This is a genomic window from Agromyces sp. GXQ0307, assembly GCF_044769845.1.
Taxonomy (GTDB): Bacteria; Actinomycetota; Actinomycetes; order Actinomycetales; family Microbacteriaceae; genus Agromyces.
This window is the reverse complement of sequence record NZ_JBIZVY010000002.1, coordinates 844282-865294: the sequence shown is the minus strand read 5'-3', so window position 1 is coordinate 865294 and position 21013 is coordinate 844282. Positions and strand designations below refer to the sequence as shown.

Genomic DNA, 21013 nt, shown 5'->3' with positions numbered 1-21013 from the left:
CCGACATGACCGACCGAGTCGCGACGCCGAGCCCCCGCCGCCCGTGGGGGCTCATCGCGGCGTCCCTCGTCGCGGTCGCCCTCGCAGCGATCCCGGTCATCCACCTCGTCGTGCGCGTGCTCTCGGCCGATCCGGGTGAACTCGCGGCGGTCTTCGACCGGCCCCGGATCCCGCTGCTCGTCGGGAACTCGGTGCTGCTCGCGGCATCCGTCACCCTGACCGCGGTGGCGCTCGGCGTGCCGAGCGCGTTCCTGCTCGCCCGCGCCCGACTGCGGTGGCGCGGCGCCTGGGCGGTGCTCGCGGCGCTGCCGCTCGCGATGCCCTCCTACCTCGCGGCGTACGGATGGCTCGCCTGGCAGCCGTCGATGAAGGGCTTCTGGGCCGCGTGGCTCGTGCTCAGCTTCGTCTCGGTCCCCTACGTCACGCTCCCCGTCGCGGCGGCGCTCCGCATCGGCAGCACCGGCCTCGACGACGTCGCGCGCACGCTCGGACGAGGGCCGTTCGGCTCGTTCATGCTCGGTACGTGGCCCCAGATCCGCCCGGCGGTGCTCGCCGGCGCCCTGCTCGTGTGCCTGTACACCCTGAGCGACTTCGGCGGCGTCGCGTTGTTCCGCTTCCCCGTGCTCACGACCGCGATCCAGCAGGCCTACTCGGCGAGCTTCAGCCGCGACGAGGCGGCGGTGCTCGCGGTGCTCCTCGTCGCGCTCGCGCTGCTGGTCGTGATCGGCGAGCAGGTCGCGCGCGGACGCGCGGCACGCCGCATCCAGGCCGCGCCCGCGACGGGTCGGCGACGGATGACGCGGCTCGGGCCGTGGACCGCACCCGGTCTGGCGCTGCTCGCGCTCGTGCCCGTGGTCGCCGTCGCGGTGCCGGTCGCGGTCCTCCTCTCCCGCGTGCTGACCGCCGAGACGCTGCAGGCGTTCGACGGCGCGAACCTCGCCCAGGCCGTCGGCAACACCGTGCTGCTCTCCGCAGGGGGTGCCGTGGTCGCCGTCGCGCTCGCCCTGCCGATCGGCGTGCTCGCGGCGCGCCATCGCGGGCGGATGGTGCGCGGCGTCGAGTCGGCCGGCTACCTCGCGCTCGGGCTGCCCGGCATCGTCGTCGGTCTCTCGCTCGTCTTCTTCTCGCTGAGCGTCGTGCCCGCCCTCTACCAGACCGCCCTCGTGCTCGCGTTCGGCTACGGCATCCTCTTCATGCCGAAGGCGATCGGTTCGATCCGTTCGGCGACCGGCCAGGTGCCGACCTCGCTCGAGGACGTCTCGCGCACGCTCGGCAACTCGCGTGCCCGCACGTGGTGGGCGGTGACCGCGCGCCTCGCGCGGCCCGGCATCTTCGCGGCCGCGCTGCTCGCCGCGGTCTCGGCGATGAAGGAGCTGCCGGCGACGCTCATGCTGCGCCCGACCGGCACCGACACGCTCGCGGTCGAACTCTGGCAGCGCACCGACATCTCCGCCTACGGTGCCGCGGCTCCGTACGCGGTCGCGCTGCTGCTCGTCGCCGCGGTGCCCGCGTTCCTGCTCTCCGACGCACGGGCCGGCCGCGAGGCGACGCGCGAGGCGATCGCGCCCGAGACGCCGGCAGGGCGTGTGGAAACCCGGGAGGTCATCGGATGAGCCGGCTGGAGGTGCGCGACCTCACGGTCGGCTACGAGGGCGGGCCCGTCCTGCACGGGGTCGACGTCGAGGTGCCGCACGGCGAGCTGCTCGCCATCGTCGGGCCGAGCGGATGCGGCAAGACGACCCTGCTGCGGACCATCGCGGGCCTGCTCCGCGCGCAGTCGGGCGAGATCCGCATCGGGCAGCGGATGGTGACGACGCACGGAATCCACCTCGCCCCGGAGAAGCGGCGCATCGGCTGGGTGCCGCAGGACGCGGCGCTGTTCCCGCACCTCACCGTCGCCGAGAACGTCGCGTTCGGCATGCTCGCCGGCCGCGGCTCGTCGCGCGCCGCCCGTCGCGCGGCGAGGTCCGACGAGGTGCGGCGCCTCCTCGACCTCGTCGACCTCGCACCGCTTGCCGATCGCGCGCCCGGGCAGCTCTCGGGTGGGCAGGCGCAGCGCGTCGCCCTCGCGCGGGCCCTCGCGGCCGGCCCGGAGCTCGTGCTGCTCGACGAGCCGTTCGGTGCGCTCGACCCGATGCTTCGCGCCGACCTCCGCGCGGCGGTGCGCGAACTGCTTCGGGCGGAGGGCGTCACCGGCATCCTCGTGACGCACGACCAGGCCGAGGCGCTCTCGGTCGCCGACCGCGTGGCGGTCATGCGCGGCGGCGAGGTGCTGCAGCTCGGCACGCCGGAAGCGGTGTACCGCACGCCCGCGACGCCGTGGGTCGCGGGGTTCGTCGGCGACGCGGTGTTCCTGCCCGGCGTGCTGCACGGCGACGCGGTCGCGACCGAGATCGGCCGGCTGCGGGCGGTGCCGGTGGCGGATGCCTCGGGGCTGGTGCCCGAGGACGGCGCCGACGTCACGGTGCTGGTGCGCCCGGAGGAGCTCCGCGTGGAGCGCGCGGACGCGGCATCCGCCTTCGATGCGACCGGCGGCGGGGCCGACGCCGACCGGCCCGACGACGAGGGCGCGCTCGACGGCGTCGTGACGGACGTCGAGTACACCGGGCACGACGCGATGCTCGCCCTCGCTCTCGCCGACGGCGTGCGGCTGCGCGCGCGCGTCACCGCATCGGGCGTCGTCCCGCGCGGCACTGAGGTGCGCGTGTCCGTCGACGGTTCGGTGCTCGCCTACCGCCCGGAAGCCTGACGCGCCGCCGGGCGCCGACCGGGTCGGGGGATCACTCCGAGGGGCAGTCGCGATCGGCCGCGCGAGTGAAGTCGGGGACCGCCCGCTCGTCCGCCTCCTCGACCGTGGTGGCCGGCCCGTTCGCCTCGATGTCGCGGATGAGCCAGTCCATCTCGAGGATCTCGCGCCGCTGCGCCTCGCTGATCCCGACCGCGAGTTCGCACACGCGGACGTCCTCGTTCTGGAACCGCTCGGAGCGGGTGATCGCGAGCGAGTGATGGGGGATCATGCCGCGCATGAATGCGGTGTCGCCGACGATCGCCTGGCTTCGATCCAGCGCGATCCCGCCGCCGATGAAGAGCAGGCTCACGACGATGATCGCGAGGTTGCCCTTCACGCTCCGGTACATGCCCAGCATCCACGCGAGCATGATGAGGCCCATCGTGCCGCCCATCGTGATCGCCATGAACACCCGGCTCTCGCTGAAGCGGATGTGGCTCCACTCCCATGATCCGGCGAACATCGTCCAGTAGCCGACGAACATCGCGGTGAGGATCATCGCCGCGAATCGCAGGTACGTCGTGAGGGTCTGACGCCGCTTCTGCTCGTCCTCGGACTTCTGCTCGTGCTCGGACATCTGCTCGTGCTCGGACTTCTGCCCCTGCTCGTCGTGCGGGGCCCGCCCCGACGCATGCTCGCTCGTCGTCATCGTGCTTCGCCTCCTCGATCGGGTGCTTCCATGCGATCGTGCGAGGCGGACGGCGGCAAGGGCGTTGCGCGCCCCGGGGGACGTCTGGTACCCCGGGAGGTATCAGGTCGAGCGCAGCGCCTTCGGACTCAGGAGCGGCGCTCCTCCACGCGTCCCTTCAGCCACCACAGCCCGAGCAGCCACGTGCCGAGCGCCGTGATGATCCACATGATGAGGGTCGCGAGGATCCAGGTCACGATGCCGTCGACGCGGATCCCGTTGGGGAACAGCGAGGCGATGAGGAGCGCGACGAACGTCGACACGAGGCCGATGCCGCCGAGGATCGCCGAGGCGTACTGCCGGGCCATGTTGAAGATGAACGGCGCGAGGATCGCCTGCGCGATCGTGAAGACGAGCACGGCCACGATGAACCCGGCCGCGTCGAGGTGGAAGTCCGGGAGGATCCAGGACGTGACGAGCAGGCCGATGGCCGCCGTGATGAGCGAGATCGCGATGTTGATCAGGAAGCGGATCATGTGCGAAGGCTAGCGCCGCTGGATGCCGCGGCGACAGAGGCGCACGCACGGGAACGGGCCGCACTCCTCGTGGAGTACGGCCCGATCCGTTCTTGGTGCGGCCAGCGGATCCCGCCAAGGTCGTTTCCCGACCGCACCCGCCTGGTGCGCGGCGGCGGGGACGTGCCCCGCCGCCGCGGGAGTGCTACTCGAGCTCGGCGATCACCGCATCGACCGCCCGGATGATGAGCGCCGCCGCATCGGCGTCGGTGCGCACCCGCTGCGGGGTCTTCTCGGCGATGAACTCGAGCCTGGCGATCGCCGTGGCCGTGTCGTCGGCCGCGAGGGCCGCGTCGACCTCGGCGAGGACGTCGCCGAACGAGGCCTCGACGCCGCGGGTGATCCGGCCGTCGTCCTCCAGCGAGCCGAGCAGCGCCCGGATGTCGGAGACCGACGTCGTGAACACGAACTGGTCGAGGATGACCCCGCCCGTCGAGGTCACGACCACGCGCCCGGTGCCCTCCGGCACGTTCACGAGCGGCACCGAGACATCCGCCCAGCCCCCGGAGTCGACCGCGAAGGTCGCGAAGGCGTCGGCGTCGGCGTCACCCCAGCGGAGCGACACCTCGCCCTCACCTGCGGCGCGGACGGTGGCACCGGTGATGCCGCCGAACTCGACCGGCTGGTACGCGATCCACTCGCCGGCGTCGAGGCCGGCCAGGTGGCGGAAGCCCTCGGCCGTGTCGTCGTCGACGACCGTGAGGTCGCCGCTGCGGGCGTCGTTGTGCTCGGCCTGCAGTGCACGCGGGTTGAGCAGCGTGACGTCGTCACCGGTCAGCGCGGGCGCCGTGTCGGTGCCGCCGTCCGTGTAGGACGCGCCGATCTGGGCGTAGATGTTCTCGGTCTCGCCGTGTCCGGCCTCGAGTGCCATCTCGACGGTCGCGGTGCAGCCGTTGCCCGTGAACAGCGGGTGCGTGTGCGTGTTGTCGTGGCCGAGGCCGTAGCTCCACAGCACGCGCTCGCAGTCGATCTGCTCGTCGGGGTCCGTGACGCGGATCTCGAGTTCGACCTCGTCGCCCCAGTCGGCGAACGAGCCGTTCGCCGGGGTGACGATCTCGACCACGGGTGCCGTGTTGCCGACGGTGATGGTGACCGAGGCGATGCTCACGCGTCCGCCCTCGTCGGTGACCCGCACGCGGGCCTGGTACTGGCCGTCCTCGGCGAAGGTGTGCGATGCGGTCGCGACACCGTCCTCGAACGTGCCCGTGCCCTCGAAGTCCCAGGCGAAGCTCAGGGCGAGGCCGTCCGGGTGGCTGGACTCCGACGCGTCGAACTCGACCTCGAGCGGGCCGTCGCCCGAGGTGACGGAGGCGTCGAGGATGACGCGCGGACCCTTGGTGCCCTCGACGTAGTCGACCCGGTAGAGGCCGGCGTCGGGGTTCGGCCGGAAGAAGCCGTCGCCGTAGTCGAGCACGTAGAGCGAGCCGTCGGGGCCGAACTCCAGGTCCATCACGTTGTCCCAGGGCGGCATGCCGGCGGCGTTCAGCGACGCGTTCGGAAGGAAGTCCTCGATCCGCGCGACGGGGCCGTCACCCTCGTCCTGCGAGAACACGAAGACGCGGTCGCGCGAGAACTCGCCCATGAACGTCTTGTGGTTCCAGTACTCCGGGAACTTCGTCTCGGAGGGGTTCTCCTCGTCGTAGACGTAGGTCGGGCCGCCCATGGGCGCCTGGCCGCCCGAACCGAACTCGGGCCACGGCTGGTGCTCGGGGCGGTCACCGTACCAGAGCTGCGGCTCGGTCGCCGTCGGGAGCTGGTCGAGGCCCGTGTTGTACGCGCTCGTGTTGATGAGCGTGCCCTCGCAGTCGAACCAGTCGCCCTGGGTCGCCGTCTCGAAGTCCCAGTCGTTGTAGTTCGCGTTCGGGCCGTGGCAGTACGGCCATCCGCCGTTGATCGGCTTCGTCGTCGACTGCCACTCGACGTAGCCCATCGGGCCGCGCAGATCGCTCGCCGTGCCCGCGTCGGGGCCGTAGTCGCCCCACGTGACGGCGCCGGTGACGGTGTTGAAGTCCATGCGGAACGGGTTCCGGACGCCCATCACGAAGATCTCGGGACGCGTCTCGGCCGTGCCCGGCGCGAAGAGGTTGCCCTCGGGGATCGTGTAGCTGCCGTCCTCCTGCACGTCGATCCGCAGGATCTTGCCGCGCAGGTCGTTGGTGTTGCCCGCACCGCGACGCGCATCGAAGCCGGGGTTGTACCCGGGGCGGTCGTTGTTCGGCGCGTAGCCGCTGGCGCCCGGCGTGCCCGCGGGCGTGTTGTCGCCGGTCGACAGCAGCAGGTTGCCCTCGTCGTCGAACGCCACGTCGCCGGCGACGTGGCAGCACTGCCCGCGCTGGACCTCGACCCGGATGATGTCCTGCTGCGTCGACATGTCGAGCGAGGAGGTCTCCGCGTCCCACTTGAACCGGCTGAGCTGGTTGTAGCCCTTCCACTGGTCCCAGTACGAGGCGTCAGCGCCGGCCGGGAGCGTGTTCGGTGCCGAACCAGCCGGGGTGGTCTCCGGGTACGGAGCCTCCATCACGCGCGGAGCGTAGTAGAGGTAGACCCAGCCGTTCTCCTCGAAGGCGGGGTCGAGGGTCACGGTCTGCAGCCCGTCCTCGGAGTTGGAGTAGACATCGATCGTGTTGACCGTCGTCGTCGTACCCTGCGCGGGATCGGTGAGACGGACCTGGCCGTTCCGCGTCGTGTGCAGGACCCGGGAGTCGGGGAGGACCGCGAGGTCGATCGGCTCTCCGACGCCCTGGGTGCCGGCGAGCCTGACGCGCTCGTAGTTGGCCCAGGTCGTGGCCGAGACCTCGTCACCGTGGTCTTCGCCGTCATGGGCGATGGCGGGCCCGGCGACGATGACGGATGCCGCGACCGCGGCTCCGATCACCAGGGTCGCGAGGCGCGAACGTGCGATGTGCATGGATTTCTCCAGTCGACGAATGGAAGGAGGTTCGGCGGGATCCATGTGGTGTCCGGGCCGCGCGGGGAGTTGGGTCACCCGCGCGGCCCGGGGTATCGCGTCAGCCGCGGAGGGCGGCGAGGTTCTGGTACGAGGACGCGGCGTTCTCGAGCGACATGGTCGGCGAGGCCATGGGCACGCTCGACGCGTTGTCCTGCTCGTACATCGCGTTGTGGTAGCCCTTCGCGCCGATCCGCTGGAAGAACGTCGTGTAGTCGATGTCTCCCGCGCCGAACGGCACGATCGAGTAGCCGGCCGCGCTGTCGTTCTTCGCGCCGTCCTTGGCGTGGAAGAGCGGGAACCGCGTGGTCTGCTCGGCGACGAGCCCGGCCGGGTCGAACCAGTCCTGGACGACCGTGCCGTCCGGTGCCGTGTAGCTCTGGTACCGGTGCTGCGCGACGTGCGCCCAGTAGACGTCCATCTCGAGGTAGACGTAGTTCGGGTCGGTGTTCTGGAGGAACCACTCGAGGCGGCGCAGGCCGCTCGAGCGCGTGGGGTTGCCCGACCCGTCGAGCGGGCCGCTGTCGAGCAGGAAGCTGTATGCCTGGTCGTGGTTGTGCGTGTACAGCTTCAGCCCGTGCGACGCCGCCCGCTCGCCGAAGGTGTTCCAGACCTCGGCCGCCGTCTGCCAGTCGGCGAGGTACGAGCTGCGGGTCGGGTCGTTGCCGGTGCCGATGTGGCCGAATCCGAGGATGTTCGCGATCTCGCACTGTGCGTCGAACTGCGCGAGCGTGGCCTCGGTGACGACACTCGGGATCGAGCCGTGGTTGCCCTCGGCCTCGAGCCCGTTGTCGTCGAGCCAGGTGCGCAGCAGGTGCGCGCCCTCGACGTTGTTGACGTTGCCGCCCTCGGAGTTGGCGTTCTGGGTGTAGCCGGCGAACTCGATCTGCTTGTAGCCCTGGCGCGCGAGCTCTTCCAGCACCTGCTTGAAGCCCGACGGCAGGCCCGGGTTGGTGAGCGGGTTGCGGCCGATCGCGTCGCGGACCGTGTAGAGGATGATGCCCCGCTTGCCGGGCGGGACGAGCACCCCGTTGCCGCCTCCGGCGCCCGGAGCGGCGTGGGCGTGCGTGTGGCCGCCGGCCAGGCCCACCGCTGCCGCGGCGGCCATGCCGGTCGTGGCGGCGAGCAGTTGTCGGCGCGTGAGACCCAGGCGGGTCCCGAGGAGGCGAGCGTCGTGCTCGGCCTGTTCCGTCAGTTCATCCATGATGCTCCCTTGCACTGAACCGTGTTCCTGAGATCGGGCCGGGGGCCCGCGACGCGGTGGGACCGCGCCGGATGCGGAGGTCGACCATCTGCCACTCTTCGCACCGTTGCTCGTGAGTTGGCGTCCACGAACTTTTTCGGACACTACGGCATTTGTCTCGGCGCGGTCAAGCAAAAGAGTGCATGCCATGCGCGACTTTTAACGCACCACGGCAAAAGAGCCGCGAACGGGGGGTGCGGAGGGCACCAGCCCCGATGCTGGCGCCGGTGACGGGATGGCGGGCATGATGGTCCCCGTGGGGAGTCCGAGCCGTTCGGCGGAGACCGCCGGGTCGGGCGACGACGGGGGGCGGGCCGCCCGGCGCGTGCAGGGCACCTACTACACGCTGACGCTCGGGAACACGCTCGCCGCGTCGTTCATCTGGGGCATCAACACCCTGTTCCTGCTCGACGCAGGCCTCACCAACCTCGAGGCGTTCGCCGCGAACGCCTTCTTCAGCGTCGGCATGTTCATCTTCGAGATTCCGACCGGCGTCGTGGCCGACACCGTCGGACGCCGCGCGTCCTACCTGCTCGGCACGATCACGCTCGCGGCCACGACGGCGATGTACTGGATGCTCTGGGTCTGGCAGTCCCCCTTCTGGGCGTGGGCGATCGTGTCGGTGCTGCTCGGGCTGGGCTTCACGTTCTTCTCCGGCGCCGTCGACGCCTGGCTCGTCGACGCGCTGCAGGCCACCGGATATCGCGGCAGCCTGGAGGCGGTGTTCGGGCGGGCGATCGTCGTCGGCAACGTCGCCATGCTCGGCGGCTCGGTCCTCGGCGGCGTGATCGCGCAGTTGACGAACCTCGGCGTGCCCTTCCTCATCCGTGCCGGCATCCTCGTCGTCATGTTCGCGGTCGCGGCGATCCTCATGCACGACCTCGGGTTCAGCCCGGAACGCGGGGTCGGGCCGGTGAAGGCGACCGGCGAGGTGTTCCGCGCCTCCGTGAAGTACGGCCTCGGCCGGCGCCCCGTGCGCTGGCTCATGTTCACCACGCCGTTCACGACGGGCGTCGGCTTCTACGCGTTCTATGCCCTCCAGCCGTACCTGCTCGAGCTGTGGGGCGACGAGGGCGCCTACTCGATCGCGGGCCTCGCCGCGGCCCTGCTGTCCGGCGCCGGGATCGTCGGCGGGCTCCTCGCGCCCGTCGTCCGTCGCCGATTCCGCAAGCGGACCTCGGTCATCCTGCTCGCGACCGTCCTCAGCACCTTCGTCCTGCTCGCACTCGGACTCGTCGCGAACTTCTGGCTCGCGGTCGCGCTCATCGCGCTCTGGGGCATCTCCTCCTCGATCGACGACCCCGTGCACCGCGCCTACCTGAACGACATGATCCCGTCGAAGCAGCGTGCCACCGTGCTCTCGTTCGACTCGCTCCTCGGCAGCGCGGGCGGTGCCGTGATCCAGCCGGCGCTCGGCCGAGCCGCCGACATCGGCGGATACGGCTTCTCGCTGCTGTGCAGCGGCGTCGTCCAGGTGCTCGCCGCGCCGTTCGTGCTCCTCAGCCGTGCCGAGCACGACCCGGCCGACACGGCGCGCGAGGTGACCGCGGGTGACGAGGCCGGTGACGGCGCGGGCCGGGGCGACGGCGGCCCCGGTGATGAACCGGCGACGGATGCCACACTGCCGCCCCCCACGTCCTGACCTCACCCGCCGCTGTTCCGAGGAGCCCTGCCCCATGCCCGACGCCGTTCCACACCCAGCCGTCCCCGACCCGGGCTCCGACGCATCCGGACGCCGGGCGCGGCTCGCCGCACTCGAGCGACTCCGCCGCGAACTCGACCCGTCGCGCGTGCTCACCGAACCGACGGATCTCGCGCGGTACGCCCACGACGACGCCGAGTGGGCGGACTTCGCGGAACCGCTCGCGGTGGTGCTCGCCGAGTCCGTCGACGACGTCGCCGTCGCGGTGCGCGCGGCTGCGGCATCCGGCCTGAAGGTCGTCCCGCGTGGCGCCGGGACGGGACTCTCCGGCGGCGCGAACGCGATGGCCGGCTCGATCGTCGTCTCGCTCGAGCGGATGACGCGGATCCTCGAGGTCGACGCGGACGAGCGGCTCGTGGTCGCCGAGGCCGGGGTCCTCAACGACGACCTGCGGCAGGCGGTCGCGGCCCATGGTCTCTGGTACCCGCCCGACCCGGCCAGCTACCGGATCTCCACCATCGGCGGGAACGCCGCGACGAACGCCGGCGGCATCTGCTGCGTCAAGTACGGCGTGACGCGCGACTACGTGCTCGGCATGACCGTCGTGCTCGCCGACGGCGAGGTCGTGCGCCTCGGCCGCCGCACCGCGAAGGGCGTCACGGGCTACGACCTCACGGCGCTCATGGTCGGCTCGGAGGGCACGCTCGGCATCATCGTCGAACTCACGCTGAAGCTGCTGCCGCTCGGCGGGCGCGAGGACCGTGCGATCGTCGGCTCGTTCGACTCGCTCGAGGCGGCGGGCGATGCGGTCGCGGCGATCTCGGCCGCGGGCATCGTGCCATCCGCGCTCGAGCTCATCGACCGCACGTGCATCGAGGCGGTCGACGACTGGCAGTCGCTCGGCCTTCCGCACGGCGTCGAGGCGATGCTCCTGGCGCGGGTCGACGACGTCGGTGCGGCGGGCGAGGCTCGTGCCGCCGCGATCTCCGAGCGGATGACGCGGGCCGGCGCGCTCACGGTCGAGCGCGGCGCCTCGACGGAGGCCGCCGACCGGCTCTTCCTCGCGCGGCGCCTCGCCTACCCGGCGCTCGAGCGCCTCGGCCCCGTGCTCACCGAAGACATCTGCGTGCCGCGCGGACGCGTGCCCGAGATGCTCCGGCGCATCCAGGAGAGTGCGCGCGACCACGATGTCGTGATCGCGAACATCGCGCACGCCGGCGACGGCAACCTGCACCCGCTGATCATCGCGCCGGAGGGCGACGATGCAGCGAAAGCGCGGGCGAAGCTCGCGTTCGACCGCATCGTCGACGACTGCCGGGCGCTCGGCGGCACCGTCACCGGCGAGCACGGCGTGGGCCTGCTGAAGCTCCCCGGCGCGGCGCACGAACTCAGCCCGCGGGTGATCGAGCTCCACCGCGCGGTCAAGCGAGCCCTCGACCCGAACGGCGTGCTGAACCCGGGCAAGGCGTTCCCGGCCTGAGCCCGGGGCGCACGAACTCAGGCGGCCGGCGTGCCGAACTCACGCGGCCGGCGTGCCCCGCAAGCGCTCCAGCAGGATCCGGTTGAACATCAGCGGCTGCTCGATGTTCGCCGCGTGCCCGTCGCGGGCGATCACGACCGAGTCGGCGAGGGGGTTGAGCGCGGCCGCCGCCTCGGCGTGCTCGGCGGGCCAGAACTCGCTCTCGGCGCCCGCGACGAACAGCACCGGCACGTCGCACGCCGCGACGACCGGCCGCCAGTCGCGCTTCGCGTGGTCGTTCAGGAGCGCGAGCTCGGTCTCGCTGAACGCCGGCGCACCGCCGCGCGGCATCTCGAGCGAGGTGAGCAGCCGAGCGATGCGCACGAGTCCCTTCGATTTCGCGGGGAAGCGTCCCGGGTCGGGGATGCCGGCCGCGAAGGTCGTGTCGCGGTTGCCCTCGTCGTAGTCGTAGAAGCCGTGCGGCCAGTCGTCGGAGTTCAGCATGCACGGCGTCTGGTCGACGATCACGAGGTCGCGGATCCGATCGGTGCCGTACTCGGCGACGAGGGCCCACAGGGCGTCCCCGCCCATCGACTGGCCGACGAGCGTCGCGTCGACGAGGTCGAGCGCGTCGAGCAGGTCGTGGACGTCGCCGCCGTGGCGCTCCATCGACGGCTCGCCCTCGCCCGGCTCGGACTTCCCGTGCCCGCGCCGGTCGAGCGCGATGACGCGATACCCGGCCCGGGCGAGCGGCTTCACCTGGTACCGCCAGCTCGTCGCGGGGGCCTTGAAGCCCGCCACCAGCACGACCGGCCGTCCGTTCGGGTCGCCGTACTCGAGGTAGTTCAGCCGCGTGCCGTCTGATGCGATGAGGTCGACCACGCTCCGCCCCCTTCCGGGTCGTGTGGATGCACCCTATCCGGGGCGAGCGCGCTCAGGCGAGCGGTTCCGCCCCGAGGTCGCGCACGGCGTAGAACTCGTGGTCCCAGAGGGCGTAGACGAGCCACGTCGGCAGGATGTACGACGCGGGCATGAAGTCTCGCTGCGACGCGTGGATCTGCCAGCCCTCGAACTTCTTGCCGACCTCGGCCGGCATCGCGTAGTCGGGCTCCGGCTGGTTCGCGACGACGAACGCGCCGGTCTCGCCGCCGAAGGTCGTGAGCGCCTTCGTCGGGCTGATCGTGTAGACGAGGTGGTCGGGCCCGGTGTACGGGCCGCCGGATGCCTCGAGCTCGGCGATCGCGAGCTCGGTCACGCGGCCCATCTCCATGTGGTCGGCGTGTCCGGTGGCGCCGCTCTCGGGCCAGAACGCGACGACGACGTCGGGCCGGAACTCGCGCATCGCATCGGCGACGCGTTCGACGAGCTCGTCCTCGTCGATGTCGGGCAGCCCGCCGTCGGGGTAGTCCCAGACCTCGTGCTCGTCGACGCCCAAGTTGAAGCTGTTCTTCAGGGCCTCGGCGGCGCGCACCGTGCCGAGGTCCTCCTGCCGCGCGACCACGGGCACCTGGTGCCCGGCCTCGCCGCGGGTGGCGGTGATCATCGCCGTCTCCGCGCCGTCCTGCGACGCGCGCCAGAACAGGCCGTTGACGGTCTGCTCGTCGTCGGGATGGGCGAACACGCCGAGCACGCGCTCGCCGTCGAGCTCGGCGACGACCGAGTCGACGCCGCGCGCGGTCGGTTCGTGGAAGAGGTCTCGGCCGGCCCAGTACGCCGCACCGGCGGCGGCGAGGACGACGGCGGACACGGTGATGAGCGCGACGGTGCGCTTGCGCATGGGCGGGACTCTCGTTCGGGTGGGGCCGTGGGGGCGGCGCTGCGGGGGTGCGCGGGAATGCTACCCGCGCGCGCGACGAAACCCGAATCGTGCTCGGATGGACGCGGCGGGTTCAGTCGGCCAGCGTGGTGACACGTCCGTTGAGCTCCGAGGCCGACGCATCCGTCGCCCAGAGCGCGACCACCTCGTCGGCGAGCCGCTGCTCGAGCCCCGCGAGCGCCTTCACCCGGAAGGTCACGGCCGCGCCCGGTGAGCCGGCCTTCGCGAAGCCGTCGGCGAGCGAACGCATCCACGACTCGCTCGCGGCCTTGACCGCGGTGTAGTTCGCGCCGCCCGCGGTCGGCTTCTCGACGGTCGTCGACGAGACGATCGCGACGCGACCGGCCGCTGAGGCGACGAGGTCCTCCCAGAAGACGCGGCTCGCGTACCGCAGCGCCGTGAGGGAGCGTTCGAGGAGGCGGTAGTCCTCCTCGGTCTGGCCGGGGATGCCGCCGCCGCCGCGCCATCCGCCGACGAGGTGCACGACGCCGTCGACGTCGCCGAGCTTCGCGTGCACGCGCATGGCGAGCTCGAGCACGTCGTCCCCGTCGGTGAGGTCGGCGCGCTCGCCGACGACGCCCGGGATCTCGACCTCGAGCTCGTCGAGGCGGCCCTGGTGGGTGCCGACGACGACGACCTTCGCGCCACCGTCGACGAGCGCGCGCGCGACCGCGCGGCCCGAGGCGCTCGTGGCGCCGGCGATGACGATGACCTTGTCCTGCAGGGTGTTCACGGTAGGGGATCCTCTCATGGGTCTCGGTGCGCGCTGCGCGTGCCGGTGGTCGAGTAGGCCGCTCGCGGCCGTATCGAGACCCGTGAGCGGTCTCGATACGCGCGCTTCGCGTGCTACTCGACCACCGGCATCGCGGCCGTATCGAGACCGAGGCCGTCAGGCGTCGGCGGCGGTGATGCCCACCGTCGACTCGATGACCGGTTTCATCTTCTTGTCGAGCGCCTCGAAGAACATCGACAGCGGGAACTCGTCGTCCATCACGAGGTCGGTGTAGCCCTTGGGCGGGCCGGCGAGCACCTCGCGCGGCAGGCCCTCGGCCCAGACCGATGCCGGGTTCGGCGTGAGCACGCCGCGGACGAGCTCGTACGCCGCGAGCCAGTGCGCGGTCTTCGGGCGGTCGATCGACTTCCAGTACAACTCGTCGATCGCGTCGCCGAGCTCGACGACCGCGTCCGGTACGGCCGCCCAGTCGAACGTGAGCTTCACGTCCGTCCAGTCGAGCACGTGCTTCTGGTGCAGCCACGCGAACAGCAGCTGACCGCCGAGTCCGTCGTAGTTGCGCACGCGCGATCCGGTGATCGCGAACCGGAAGATCCGGTCGAAGATCACCGCGTACTGCACGAGCTTGCCGGTCGTGCGCATCTGCTCCTCGACCTCGCTGAGCTCCTCGCCCGCCGCGAGGCGTGCGTCGAGTCCGCGCTGGATCTTCACCGACTCGCGGAACGCGGTGAGGTCGCACCGCAGCTCCTCGAGCGAGTAGAGGAAGAAGGGCATCCGCTGCTTGATCATGAAGGGGTCGAACGGCAGGTCGCCGCGCATGTGCGTGCGGTCGTGGATGATGTCCCACATCACGAACGTGCGCTCCGCGAGCTCCTGGTCGTCGAGCAGCGACGCCGCGTCATCCGGCAGTTCGAGCTTGGTGATCTCGGATGCCGCGCGCACCACCCGGCGGTACCGCGCGGCCTCGCGGTCCTGGAAGATCGCGCCCCACGTGAACGGCGGGATCTCGCGCATCGCGACGGTCTCGGGGAACAGCACGGCCGAGTTGGTGTCGTACCCGGGCGTGAAGTCGACGAGGCGCAGGCTCACGAAGAGCTTGTTGCCGTAGTCGCCGGCCTCGAGGTGCGCGATGAACTCGGGCCAGATCGTCTCGACGACGAGCGCCTCGACGTGCCGGTCCGACGAGCCGTTCTGCGTGTACATGGGGAAGACGACGAGGTGCCGGATGCCGTCGACGCGGTGCAGCTGGGGCTGGAACTCGACCAGCGAGTCGAGGAAGTCCGGCACGCCGAGGCCCTCGGCCTGCCAGCGACGGAAGTCGGCCTGCAGCGCCTCGAGGTACGCGGCCTCGTGCGGGAAGCGCGGCGCGAGCGCGGCGACCGACTCGACGATGGCGTCGACGAGGGCGGATGCCTCGGGGCGGTCGGACTCCTCGGCGACCGAGCCGTCCTTCACCTGCAGCGACTGGAGCCTCGTGGCCGAGTCCTTGAGGCGGAGCCAGGCGGCGTCGTGCTCGACGTCGTTCGCGAGGGCGATGCGCTCGGGGGTCATCTCGATGCGGGCCTCGTCCTCGAGGACCTCGGGTTCGCCAACGATCGTCTCAATGGTGCTCTGTGACATCGGAAACCTCCGTTCCTCATGGGTCGGGCCGCTCGAGACGGCATCGGGTGGCGCGGTGAATCCGCACGCAATCCAAGGCTACGTTCGCCGCCTCCGCGATTGATTGCGGTCCGGCGCGGGAATGTTGCGTCCCGATGCGAAACCGCGCGCGGTTCCTGCACGCCTCGCCGGATGGAGCGGAGCGCACGTCGGTGCGATGGCGCGCGCGTAGCCTGAGTGCATGCGGGCGGCGACGGGGCGACGCCGACGGACGCGGATCGCGTCCGCGATCCTCGTCGCGACCACCGTCGCGCTGGGGCTCGGCGCGTGCGACTCGGCCCTCACCGCACCCGCCGGCGGTGCACCCGTGCCGTCGGCGACGCCGAGCGGGTCCGCGTCGCCCGACGACGCCACGACCCCGCCGGCGCCGACCGCGGAGGCGGGGCCGCGCGTCGTGCCGGGCCCCGTCGTGCTCGGCGGCGACCGCGTGGCGGCGCTCGTCCCGCGCCTCGCCGCGATGCGCACCGACGGCTTCGTCGTGGCCGCCCGATGGGCGGTCCCGCCCGGGGCCACCGCATTCGGCGAGACGCTCACCGCCCGTGTCGCGGCTGCGGTGCGCGAGTTCGCCGCGGCCCACGGCGCGGCATGGATGCCGGGCGTCGACCTCGTGGCGGGCGGCGCGAGCGCGCCCTGCTCCGGCGGCAGCGCCTTCGCGGCGAGCGCGTCGAGACTGAGCATCGACTGCTCGATCGTCGTGGCCTCCGGCGGCGTCATCGGGGAGCGCCTCGTGACGGTGCGCGCGGGGGTCGGTGATCCGACCGAGGTCGCCCGCGAGGTCTGGTACGCGGATGGCGCCGGCGGCGCGCCGCACGACGGCGTCGCCCTCTATGCGACGGGCTCCGAGGCGCGGGTGCTCGCCCTCGTCGCCGAAGCGCTCCGCGCGGCGGGTCGGATCGCCCCGGGCGAGGACCCGTTCGCGCGACTGGCGCCCGAGGTCGCCCGTCCGCTGCTCGTGGACTCCTCGGCCGCCGAGGTCGGCGTCGTCGTCACCCTGTCCGTGCCGGGCGCGGAACGATCCCGACCGGATTCCGTGCTCGTACCGTGGCGCCTGCTCGACCCATTCCTCTCCGAGGCGGGCTCGCTGGTCCGGTCGGCCGCGGTCTCGGGCGGGCCCTACGAGCCGGGGTCGGCGCCGGCCGGCGCAGACCCGGTCGACTGCACGCTCCTGGCGTGCGTCTCGCTCACCTTCGACGACGGGCCGAGCTCACTGACGCCCGCGCTGCTCGACGTCCTGGACCGAGCGCGCGCCGCGGCGACGTTCTACGTCCAGGGGTCATCGGTCGCACGCCATCCCGGGACTGCGGCCCGCGCCGTCGCCGCAGGGCACGAGATCGCGAACCACACGTGGGCGCATCCCGACCTGACCAAGCTCACGGACGAGCAGGTGCGCGACGAGGTGCGCCGGGCGCAGGAGGCGATCGCGAACGCGACCGGCGTCCGGGCGACGAGCCTGCGCCCGCCGTACGGCGCCTCGAACCCGCATGTGCGCGAACTCGTCCCGATGCCCTTCGTGGTGTGGGACATCGACACTCGCGACTGGCAGGACCCCGGCGTCGAGGTCGTGGTCGAGCGGGCCGTCGACGGTGCCGTGCCGGGCAGCATCGTGCTCATGCACGACACGCACGAGGACACCGTCGAGGCGGTCCCGGCCATCATCGACGGACTGCGGGCGAGGGGCGTCGCGCTGGCGAGCGTCGAGGACCAGTTCGGCGGTTCGCTGCCCGGGGCGGGCGCGCTCGTCAGCCACGGCCCGCGCTGACGGCGACGCGTCCGGGTGCCGCCGGTCCGGTCGGATCCCGACTCCCGGCCTGAGGGGGACGACCCCCGGATCTGAGGGATGCCCCCCGATGCGGCCCCCGCACGCCCGCCGTACGTTCGCCGTGTTCGAGTCCGATGAACGGGGGCCCATCATGGAGATCCGGAAGCACATCGCCGTCGCCGCACTCGCCGCGGGCGCGATCGGCGTGCTCGGCGGTTGCGCGGCACAGGGAACGGCGTTCGACGACACGGCGCGGGCGGCATCGGCCGAGCAGCGCGCCGCCGCCGCAGACGTCCGCGACGCGGCATCCGCCCAGGGCGATCGACTGGCCGCCTACGCCGACGCGTCCGCCGTCGCGAGCGATGGCACCGGTGCGAGCGCCGCCCAGGGCGAGCGGCTCTCGGCGTTCGCGGCCGCGCTCGGCGGGTCGACGAGCTCATCGCACCAGCAGGGAGAACGGCTCGCACGCCTCGCCGAGGCGATGGCGGCGAGCGGCACGACGGACGGGCGCTGACCGCTCGAACCACGGCCCCAGGCCGCGCCCGCCGACGGCGGGCGGTCGCGGAACGTCCGCGACCGCCCGTTCGGCGGCAGGTCGGGGCCGTCGGCCGGGCGCGCGGTGCCGGCGTGATCCGTCCGACACGATGGAGTCGCGTGACCTTCGGTCCGCCGAGGGGCGCGGCGGCCACGCCAAGATACGAGCATGGCCACTCCGCGCTCGCGACCCGACCGCACGCTCATCGTCATCCTCGCCGTGCTCGCGGTACTCGTGATCGTCGCGCTCGTGGCGGTGTTCACGCAGGGCGAGCCCGAGCCGCTCGACGAGGGCACACCCGAGGGGGTCGTGCAGCAGTACTCGGCGGCCGTCATCGACGGAGACGAGGCGGCGGCGATGGAGTACCTCGTGCCCGAACTCGCCGAGGACTGCGTCCGTCTCACCCTCGGGGATCCCGCGGGCATGCGGGTCAGCCTCATCGACACGACCGAGCGCGACGACACGGCGGACGTCGAGGTGCTCATCGTCACCACCTACGGGGACGGGCCGTTCGGTTCGTCCGAGTACGAGGAACGCGGGGTGTTCGACCTCGTGCTCGTCGACGGCGAGTGGCGCATCGAGACCGCACCCTGGCCGCTCGCGATCTGCGATCCGACGGCGGTGACGAAGTGAGCGGCGCGTCGTCGGACGCGCGACCGGGCGGTTCGGCGCAGGGCACGGTGCGCCGGCTCATCGTCTTCATCCTGCTGTTCGTGCTCGTCACGGTCACCGCGAGCGGCGTCAGCGGGCTCCTCGAGCGTGCGATCGACGTCGAGCGGACGCTCGCGACCGCGGGCACCGACGACCTGGCGCTCCAGCTCGCGTTCGCGCTCATCGGCGGTCCACTCGCGGCACTGCTCTGGTGGGCGGCGTGGCGGCGCCTCGGGGAGCGGGCCGAGCGCGGCTCCGTTGCGTGGGGGCTGTACCTGGCCGCCATGCTCACGGTGGCGCTGGTCGTCGCGACGGCCTCGCTCGCCGGCAGCCTCGCGGCGCTCATCGACGGATGGTGGCAGCCCGGCGGATTCGCCGGCGCCGTGGTGTGGGCGCTCGTCTGGCTCTGGCATCGGTGGATGCTGCGCAGTCCGTCGAAGGGACCCACTCGCCTGGCGACGGTGCCGCTGGTGATCGGTGCCGCGTACGGGCTCATCCTCGCGGCCGGGGGAGCGATCACGGCGCTGTCCGCGGTGTTCGACGCCGCGATCCGCGGGGCCGCGGATTCGGTCCTGGCCGGCCGGGCCTCGTGGGGCCGGGCCGCGCTCGAGGCGCTCGTGTGGGCGGCCCTCGGCGCCGCCGTGTGGTGGTGGCACTGGATGCGCGACGACGTGCGGCGGATCCCGACCGGGTTCTCGGCGGTCGTGCTGGTGGTCGTGGGCGTCCTCGGCGGCGGTGCGGCGATGCTCGGCGGCATCGGCACGGCGCTCTTCGTCGGGCTCCGTCTCGTGTTCGACCCGAGCGAGCCGCCGAGTGCGATCCTCGTGCCGCTCGGCACGGCGGTCGCCGCCGCCGGAGTCGGCGCGGTCGTGTGGCTCGTGCACGCCCGCCTTGCGGCCGTGCACTCCGACGGAACGCGCCGCGCGGCGGTGCTCGTGATGTCCGGGCTCGGGCTCGTCGCCGCGGCGTCGGGCATCGGAGTGGTCGTGAACGCGCTGCTCGCCGAACTCGCCACTCCGATCGCGTCGTCGGGCAACCGTGCGCTGCTCCTCGGCGGCATCGCCGCGATCGTGGTCGGCGGGCCGACCTGGTGGCTGAACTGGCGGCCGCTGCGCCGACCGGAGCCCGCCGATGCCGCCGACGTCGGCCGCCGCGTCTACCTGATCGCCGTCTTCGGCGCCAGCGCGGTCGTCGCGGTCATCACGCTCCTCGTGATCGGCTACCGCGTCTTCGAGTTCGTGCTCGACCCGCCGAGCGTCGCCGCGCTCGTCGACCGGGTCCGCGCGCCGCTCGGCCTCCTCGTCGCGACGGCGCTGGTGTCGGCCTACCACTTCGCCGTCTGGCGCCGCGACCGCGCCTCGATCGCGGAATCCGGGGTGGTGCCGGAGCGCCGCATCGGGCGCGTCGTGCTCGTCGCCGCCGGCGAGACGCGCGAGCTCGAGCACGCGATCGCGAAGGCGACCGGCGCGGGCGTGGTCGTGTGGCAGCCCGCGGTCGAGCCTGTGGCCGGGGTGCCGATCGAGCCCGCGGTCGAGCCCGCGGCCGAGGCGCCGATGCCGTCAGCGGATGCCGCGGCCGTCGTCGCCGCACTCGACGGCGTCGTGGCGCCTCGGGTGCTCGTACTCGTCGGCCCGGGCGACCGCGTCGAGGCGGTTCCCCTCGTGGACTGAGACCGGGGCCCGGGCCGCGACCTCCGTCGGCTCGACCCGCCGGCTCACGCCCAGCGGCGAACCGCCCAGCGCTCGAGCAGCCCGACGAGCGCGTCGCTCAGCTTGCCGAGCACCGCGAGCAGGATGATCGCGAGGAAGATCCGGTCGATGCGGCCCGTGTTCCCCGAGTCGCTGAGCAGGAAGCCGAGGCCCATCGACGACGCGATGAGCTCGGCGGCCACGAGGAAGAGCCACGCCTGCGCGAGCGCGAGCCGGAGCGCCGCGATGACCGACGGCACGACGGCGGGCAGCTGCACGGTCGCGAAGAGCGTCGGGCCCCGCAGTCCGAAGGCGCGACCGGCCTCGAGGAGGCGCCGGTCGACGTGTCGGAGGGACGCGGCGACGATCGTGTACACGGGGAAGAACGCCCCGATGGCGATGAGGATGACCTTGGAGTCCTCGCCGATGCCGAACCAGAGGATCAGCAGCGGCACCCACGCGAGCGACGGCACCGCGCGCACCGCGCCGAGCGTCGGCGAGAGGAGCACGTCGCCGAGACGGGAGAGGCCCACGACCGCACCCGCGAGCAGCCCGAACAGGGCACCGAACGCGAAGCCGATGAACACGCGCTGCGTCGAGATCGCGACGTAGAGCCCGAGCAGCCCGCGCTCGGCGAGGTCGACCGCGGCGAGCCACACCATCTCGGGGCTCGGCAGCTGCGAGACCGGCACCGCGCCCGAGGTCGAGACGAGCTGCCAGGCGGCGAGCAGGGCGAGGGGGATGAGTGCGCCCCCGACGATGCGGACCCAGCGGCGCGAGGTCAGCGGTCGCCGGTCGCGACCCGTGGCGGGCCGTGCTGCGACGGATGCCGCGGCGCTCGCGCGCCCCCGACGTGCGATCGTGCTGCTCGCGGCATCCGTCGTCATGGT

17 protein-coding genes are annotated in these 21013 nt (G+C 72.4%); 8 read left to right on the top strand and 9 right to left on the bottom strand.

Translation table 11 applies throughout. The features are described from left to right. Positions 1-5 precede the first annotated feature (5 nt). Both ACIQH8_RS09345 and ACIQH8_RS09340 read left to right on the top strand, forming a co-directional pair. Entirely contained in the window at positions 6-1613 is a 1608-nt protein-coding gene (locus ACIQH8_RS09345) for an ABC transporter permease (RefSeq protein ID WP_400997488.1), read from the top strand. Continuing rightward, on the top strand, positions 1610-2749 hold the full coding sequence (locus ACIQH8_RS09340) for an ABC transporter ATP-binding protein (protein ID WP_400997486.1): 1140 nt from the start codon (positions 1610-1612) through the stop codon (positions 2747-2749). Before ACIQH8_RS09345 ends, ACIQH8_RS09340 begins: the two co-directional genes overlap by 4 nt. A 31-nt stretch (positions 2750-2780) precedes the next feature. Here ACIQH8_RS09340 and ACIQH8_RS09335 read toward each other — a convergent pair whose 3' ends face one another. From ACIQH8_RS09335 to ACIQH8_RS09320, 4 genes are all read right to left on the bottom strand, one after another. Next, positions 2781-3437, bottom strand: coding sequence for a DUF305 domain-containing protein (locus ACIQH8_RS09335; RefSeq protein ID WP_400997484.1), 657 nt, complete (start codon positions 3435-3437; stop codon positions 2781-2783). Positions 3438-3565: 128 nt separating this feature from the next. Continuing rightward, entirely contained in the window at positions 3566-3952 is a 387-nt protein-coding gene (locus tag ACIQH8_RS09330) for a phage holin family protein (protein ID WP_400997482.1), read from the bottom strand. Between the two features lie 184 nt (positions 3953-4136). Further along, complete coding sequence (locus ACIQH8_RS09325; protein WP_400997479.1) at positions 4137-6899, bottom strand: PQQ-dependent sugar dehydrogenase; 2763 nt, start codon at positions 6897-6899, stop codon at positions 4137-4139. Between the two features lie 100 nt (positions 6900-6999). Then, complete coding sequence (locus ACIQH8_RS09320; RefSeq protein ID WP_400997477.1) at positions 7000-8142, bottom strand: sugar phosphate isomerase/epimerase family protein; 1143 nt, start codon at positions 8140-8142, stop codon at positions 7000-7002. Positions 8143-8506: 364 nt separating this feature from the next. Between ACIQH8_RS09320 and ACIQH8_RS09315 the strand changes: the two genes are divergently transcribed. Continuing rightward, positions 8507-9823, top strand: a complete 1317-nt coding sequence (locus ACIQH8_RS09315) for an MFS transporter (protein ID WP_400997902.1) — start codon at positions 8507-8509, stop codon at positions 9821-9823. 34 nt (positions 9824-9857) lie between these two features. After that, positions 9858-11303 carry an FAD-binding oxidoreductase gene (locus ACIQH8_RS09310; RefSeq protein ID WP_400997475.1) on the top strand — a complete coding sequence of 482 codons (1446 nt, stop codon included), beginning with the start codon at positions 9858-9860 and terminating at the stop codon, positions 11301-11303. A 39-nt stretch (positions 11304-11342) separates the two neighbouring features. Here the strand turns inward: ACIQH8_RS09310 and ACIQH8_RS09305 are convergent, their stop codons facing one another. The 4 genes from ACIQH8_RS09305 to ACIQH8_RS09290 all read right to left on the bottom strand — a co-directional run bounded on the left by ACIQH8_RS09305 (position 11343) and on the right by ACIQH8_RS09290 (position 15451). Then, entirely contained in the window at positions 11343-12164 is an 822-nt protein-coding gene (locus ACIQH8_RS09305) for an alpha/beta fold hydrolase (protein ID WP_400997472.1), read from the bottom strand. A gap of 52 nt (positions 12165-12216) precedes the next feature. Next, entirely contained in the window at positions 12217-13059 is an 843-nt protein-coding gene (locus tag ACIQH8_RS09300; protein ID WP_400997470.1) for a PIG-L deacetylase family protein, read from the bottom strand. Positions 13060-13171: 112 nt separating this feature from the next. Further along, positions 13172-13831, bottom strand: a complete 660-nt coding sequence (locus ACIQH8_RS09295) for an SDR family NAD(P)-dependent oxidoreductase (protein ID WP_400997468.1) — start codon at positions 13829-13831, stop codon at positions 13172-13174. A 156-nt stretch (positions 13832-13987) separates the two neighbouring features. After that, the gene (locus ACIQH8_RS09290; RefSeq protein ID WP_400997466.1) at positions 13988-15451 is read right to left on the bottom strand and encodes a DUF6421 family protein; all 1464 of its coding nucleotides are present in this window, start codon (positions 15449-15451) and stop codon (positions 13988-13990) included. A gap of 220 nt (positions 15452-15671) precedes the next feature. Between ACIQH8_RS09290 and ACIQH8_RS09285 the strand changes: the two genes are divergently transcribed. The 4 genes from ACIQH8_RS09285 (at position 15672) to ACIQH8_RS09270 (ending at position 20105) form a co-directional block, all read left to right on the top strand. Continuing rightward, positions 15672-17249, top strand: coding sequence for a polysaccharide deacetylase family protein (locus ACIQH8_RS09285; RefSeq protein ID WP_400997463.1), 1578 nt, complete (start codon positions 15672-15674; stop codon positions 17247-17249). Positions 17250-17337: 88 nt separating this feature from the next. Then, the gene (locus ACIQH8_RS09280) at positions 17338-17763 is read left to right on the top strand and encodes a hypothetical protein (protein ID WP_400997461.1); all 426 of its coding nucleotides are present in this window, start codon (positions 17338-17340) and stop codon (positions 17761-17763) included. A 189-nt stretch (positions 17764-17952) separates the two neighbouring features. After that, on the top strand, positions 17953-18417 hold the full coding sequence (locus ACIQH8_RS09275) for a hypothetical protein (protein ID WP_400997458.1): 465 nt from the start codon (positions 17953-17955) through the stop codon (positions 18415-18417). Beyond that, positions 18414-20105, top strand: coding sequence for a DUF5671 domain-containing protein (locus ACIQH8_RS09270; protein WP_400997455.1), 1692 nt, complete (start codon positions 18414-18416; stop codon positions 20103-20105). Before ACIQH8_RS09275 ends, ACIQH8_RS09270 begins: the two co-directional genes overlap by 4 nt. Positions 20106-20149: 44 nt before the next feature. Here ACIQH8_RS09270 and ACIQH8_RS09265 read toward each other — a convergent pair whose 3' ends face one another. Further along, complete coding sequence (locus tag ACIQH8_RS09265) at positions 20150-21010, bottom strand: ABC transporter permease (protein WP_400997453.1); 861 nt, start codon at positions 21008-21010, stop codon at positions 20150-20152. Between the last annotated feature and the right edge of the window lie 3 nt (positions 21011-21013).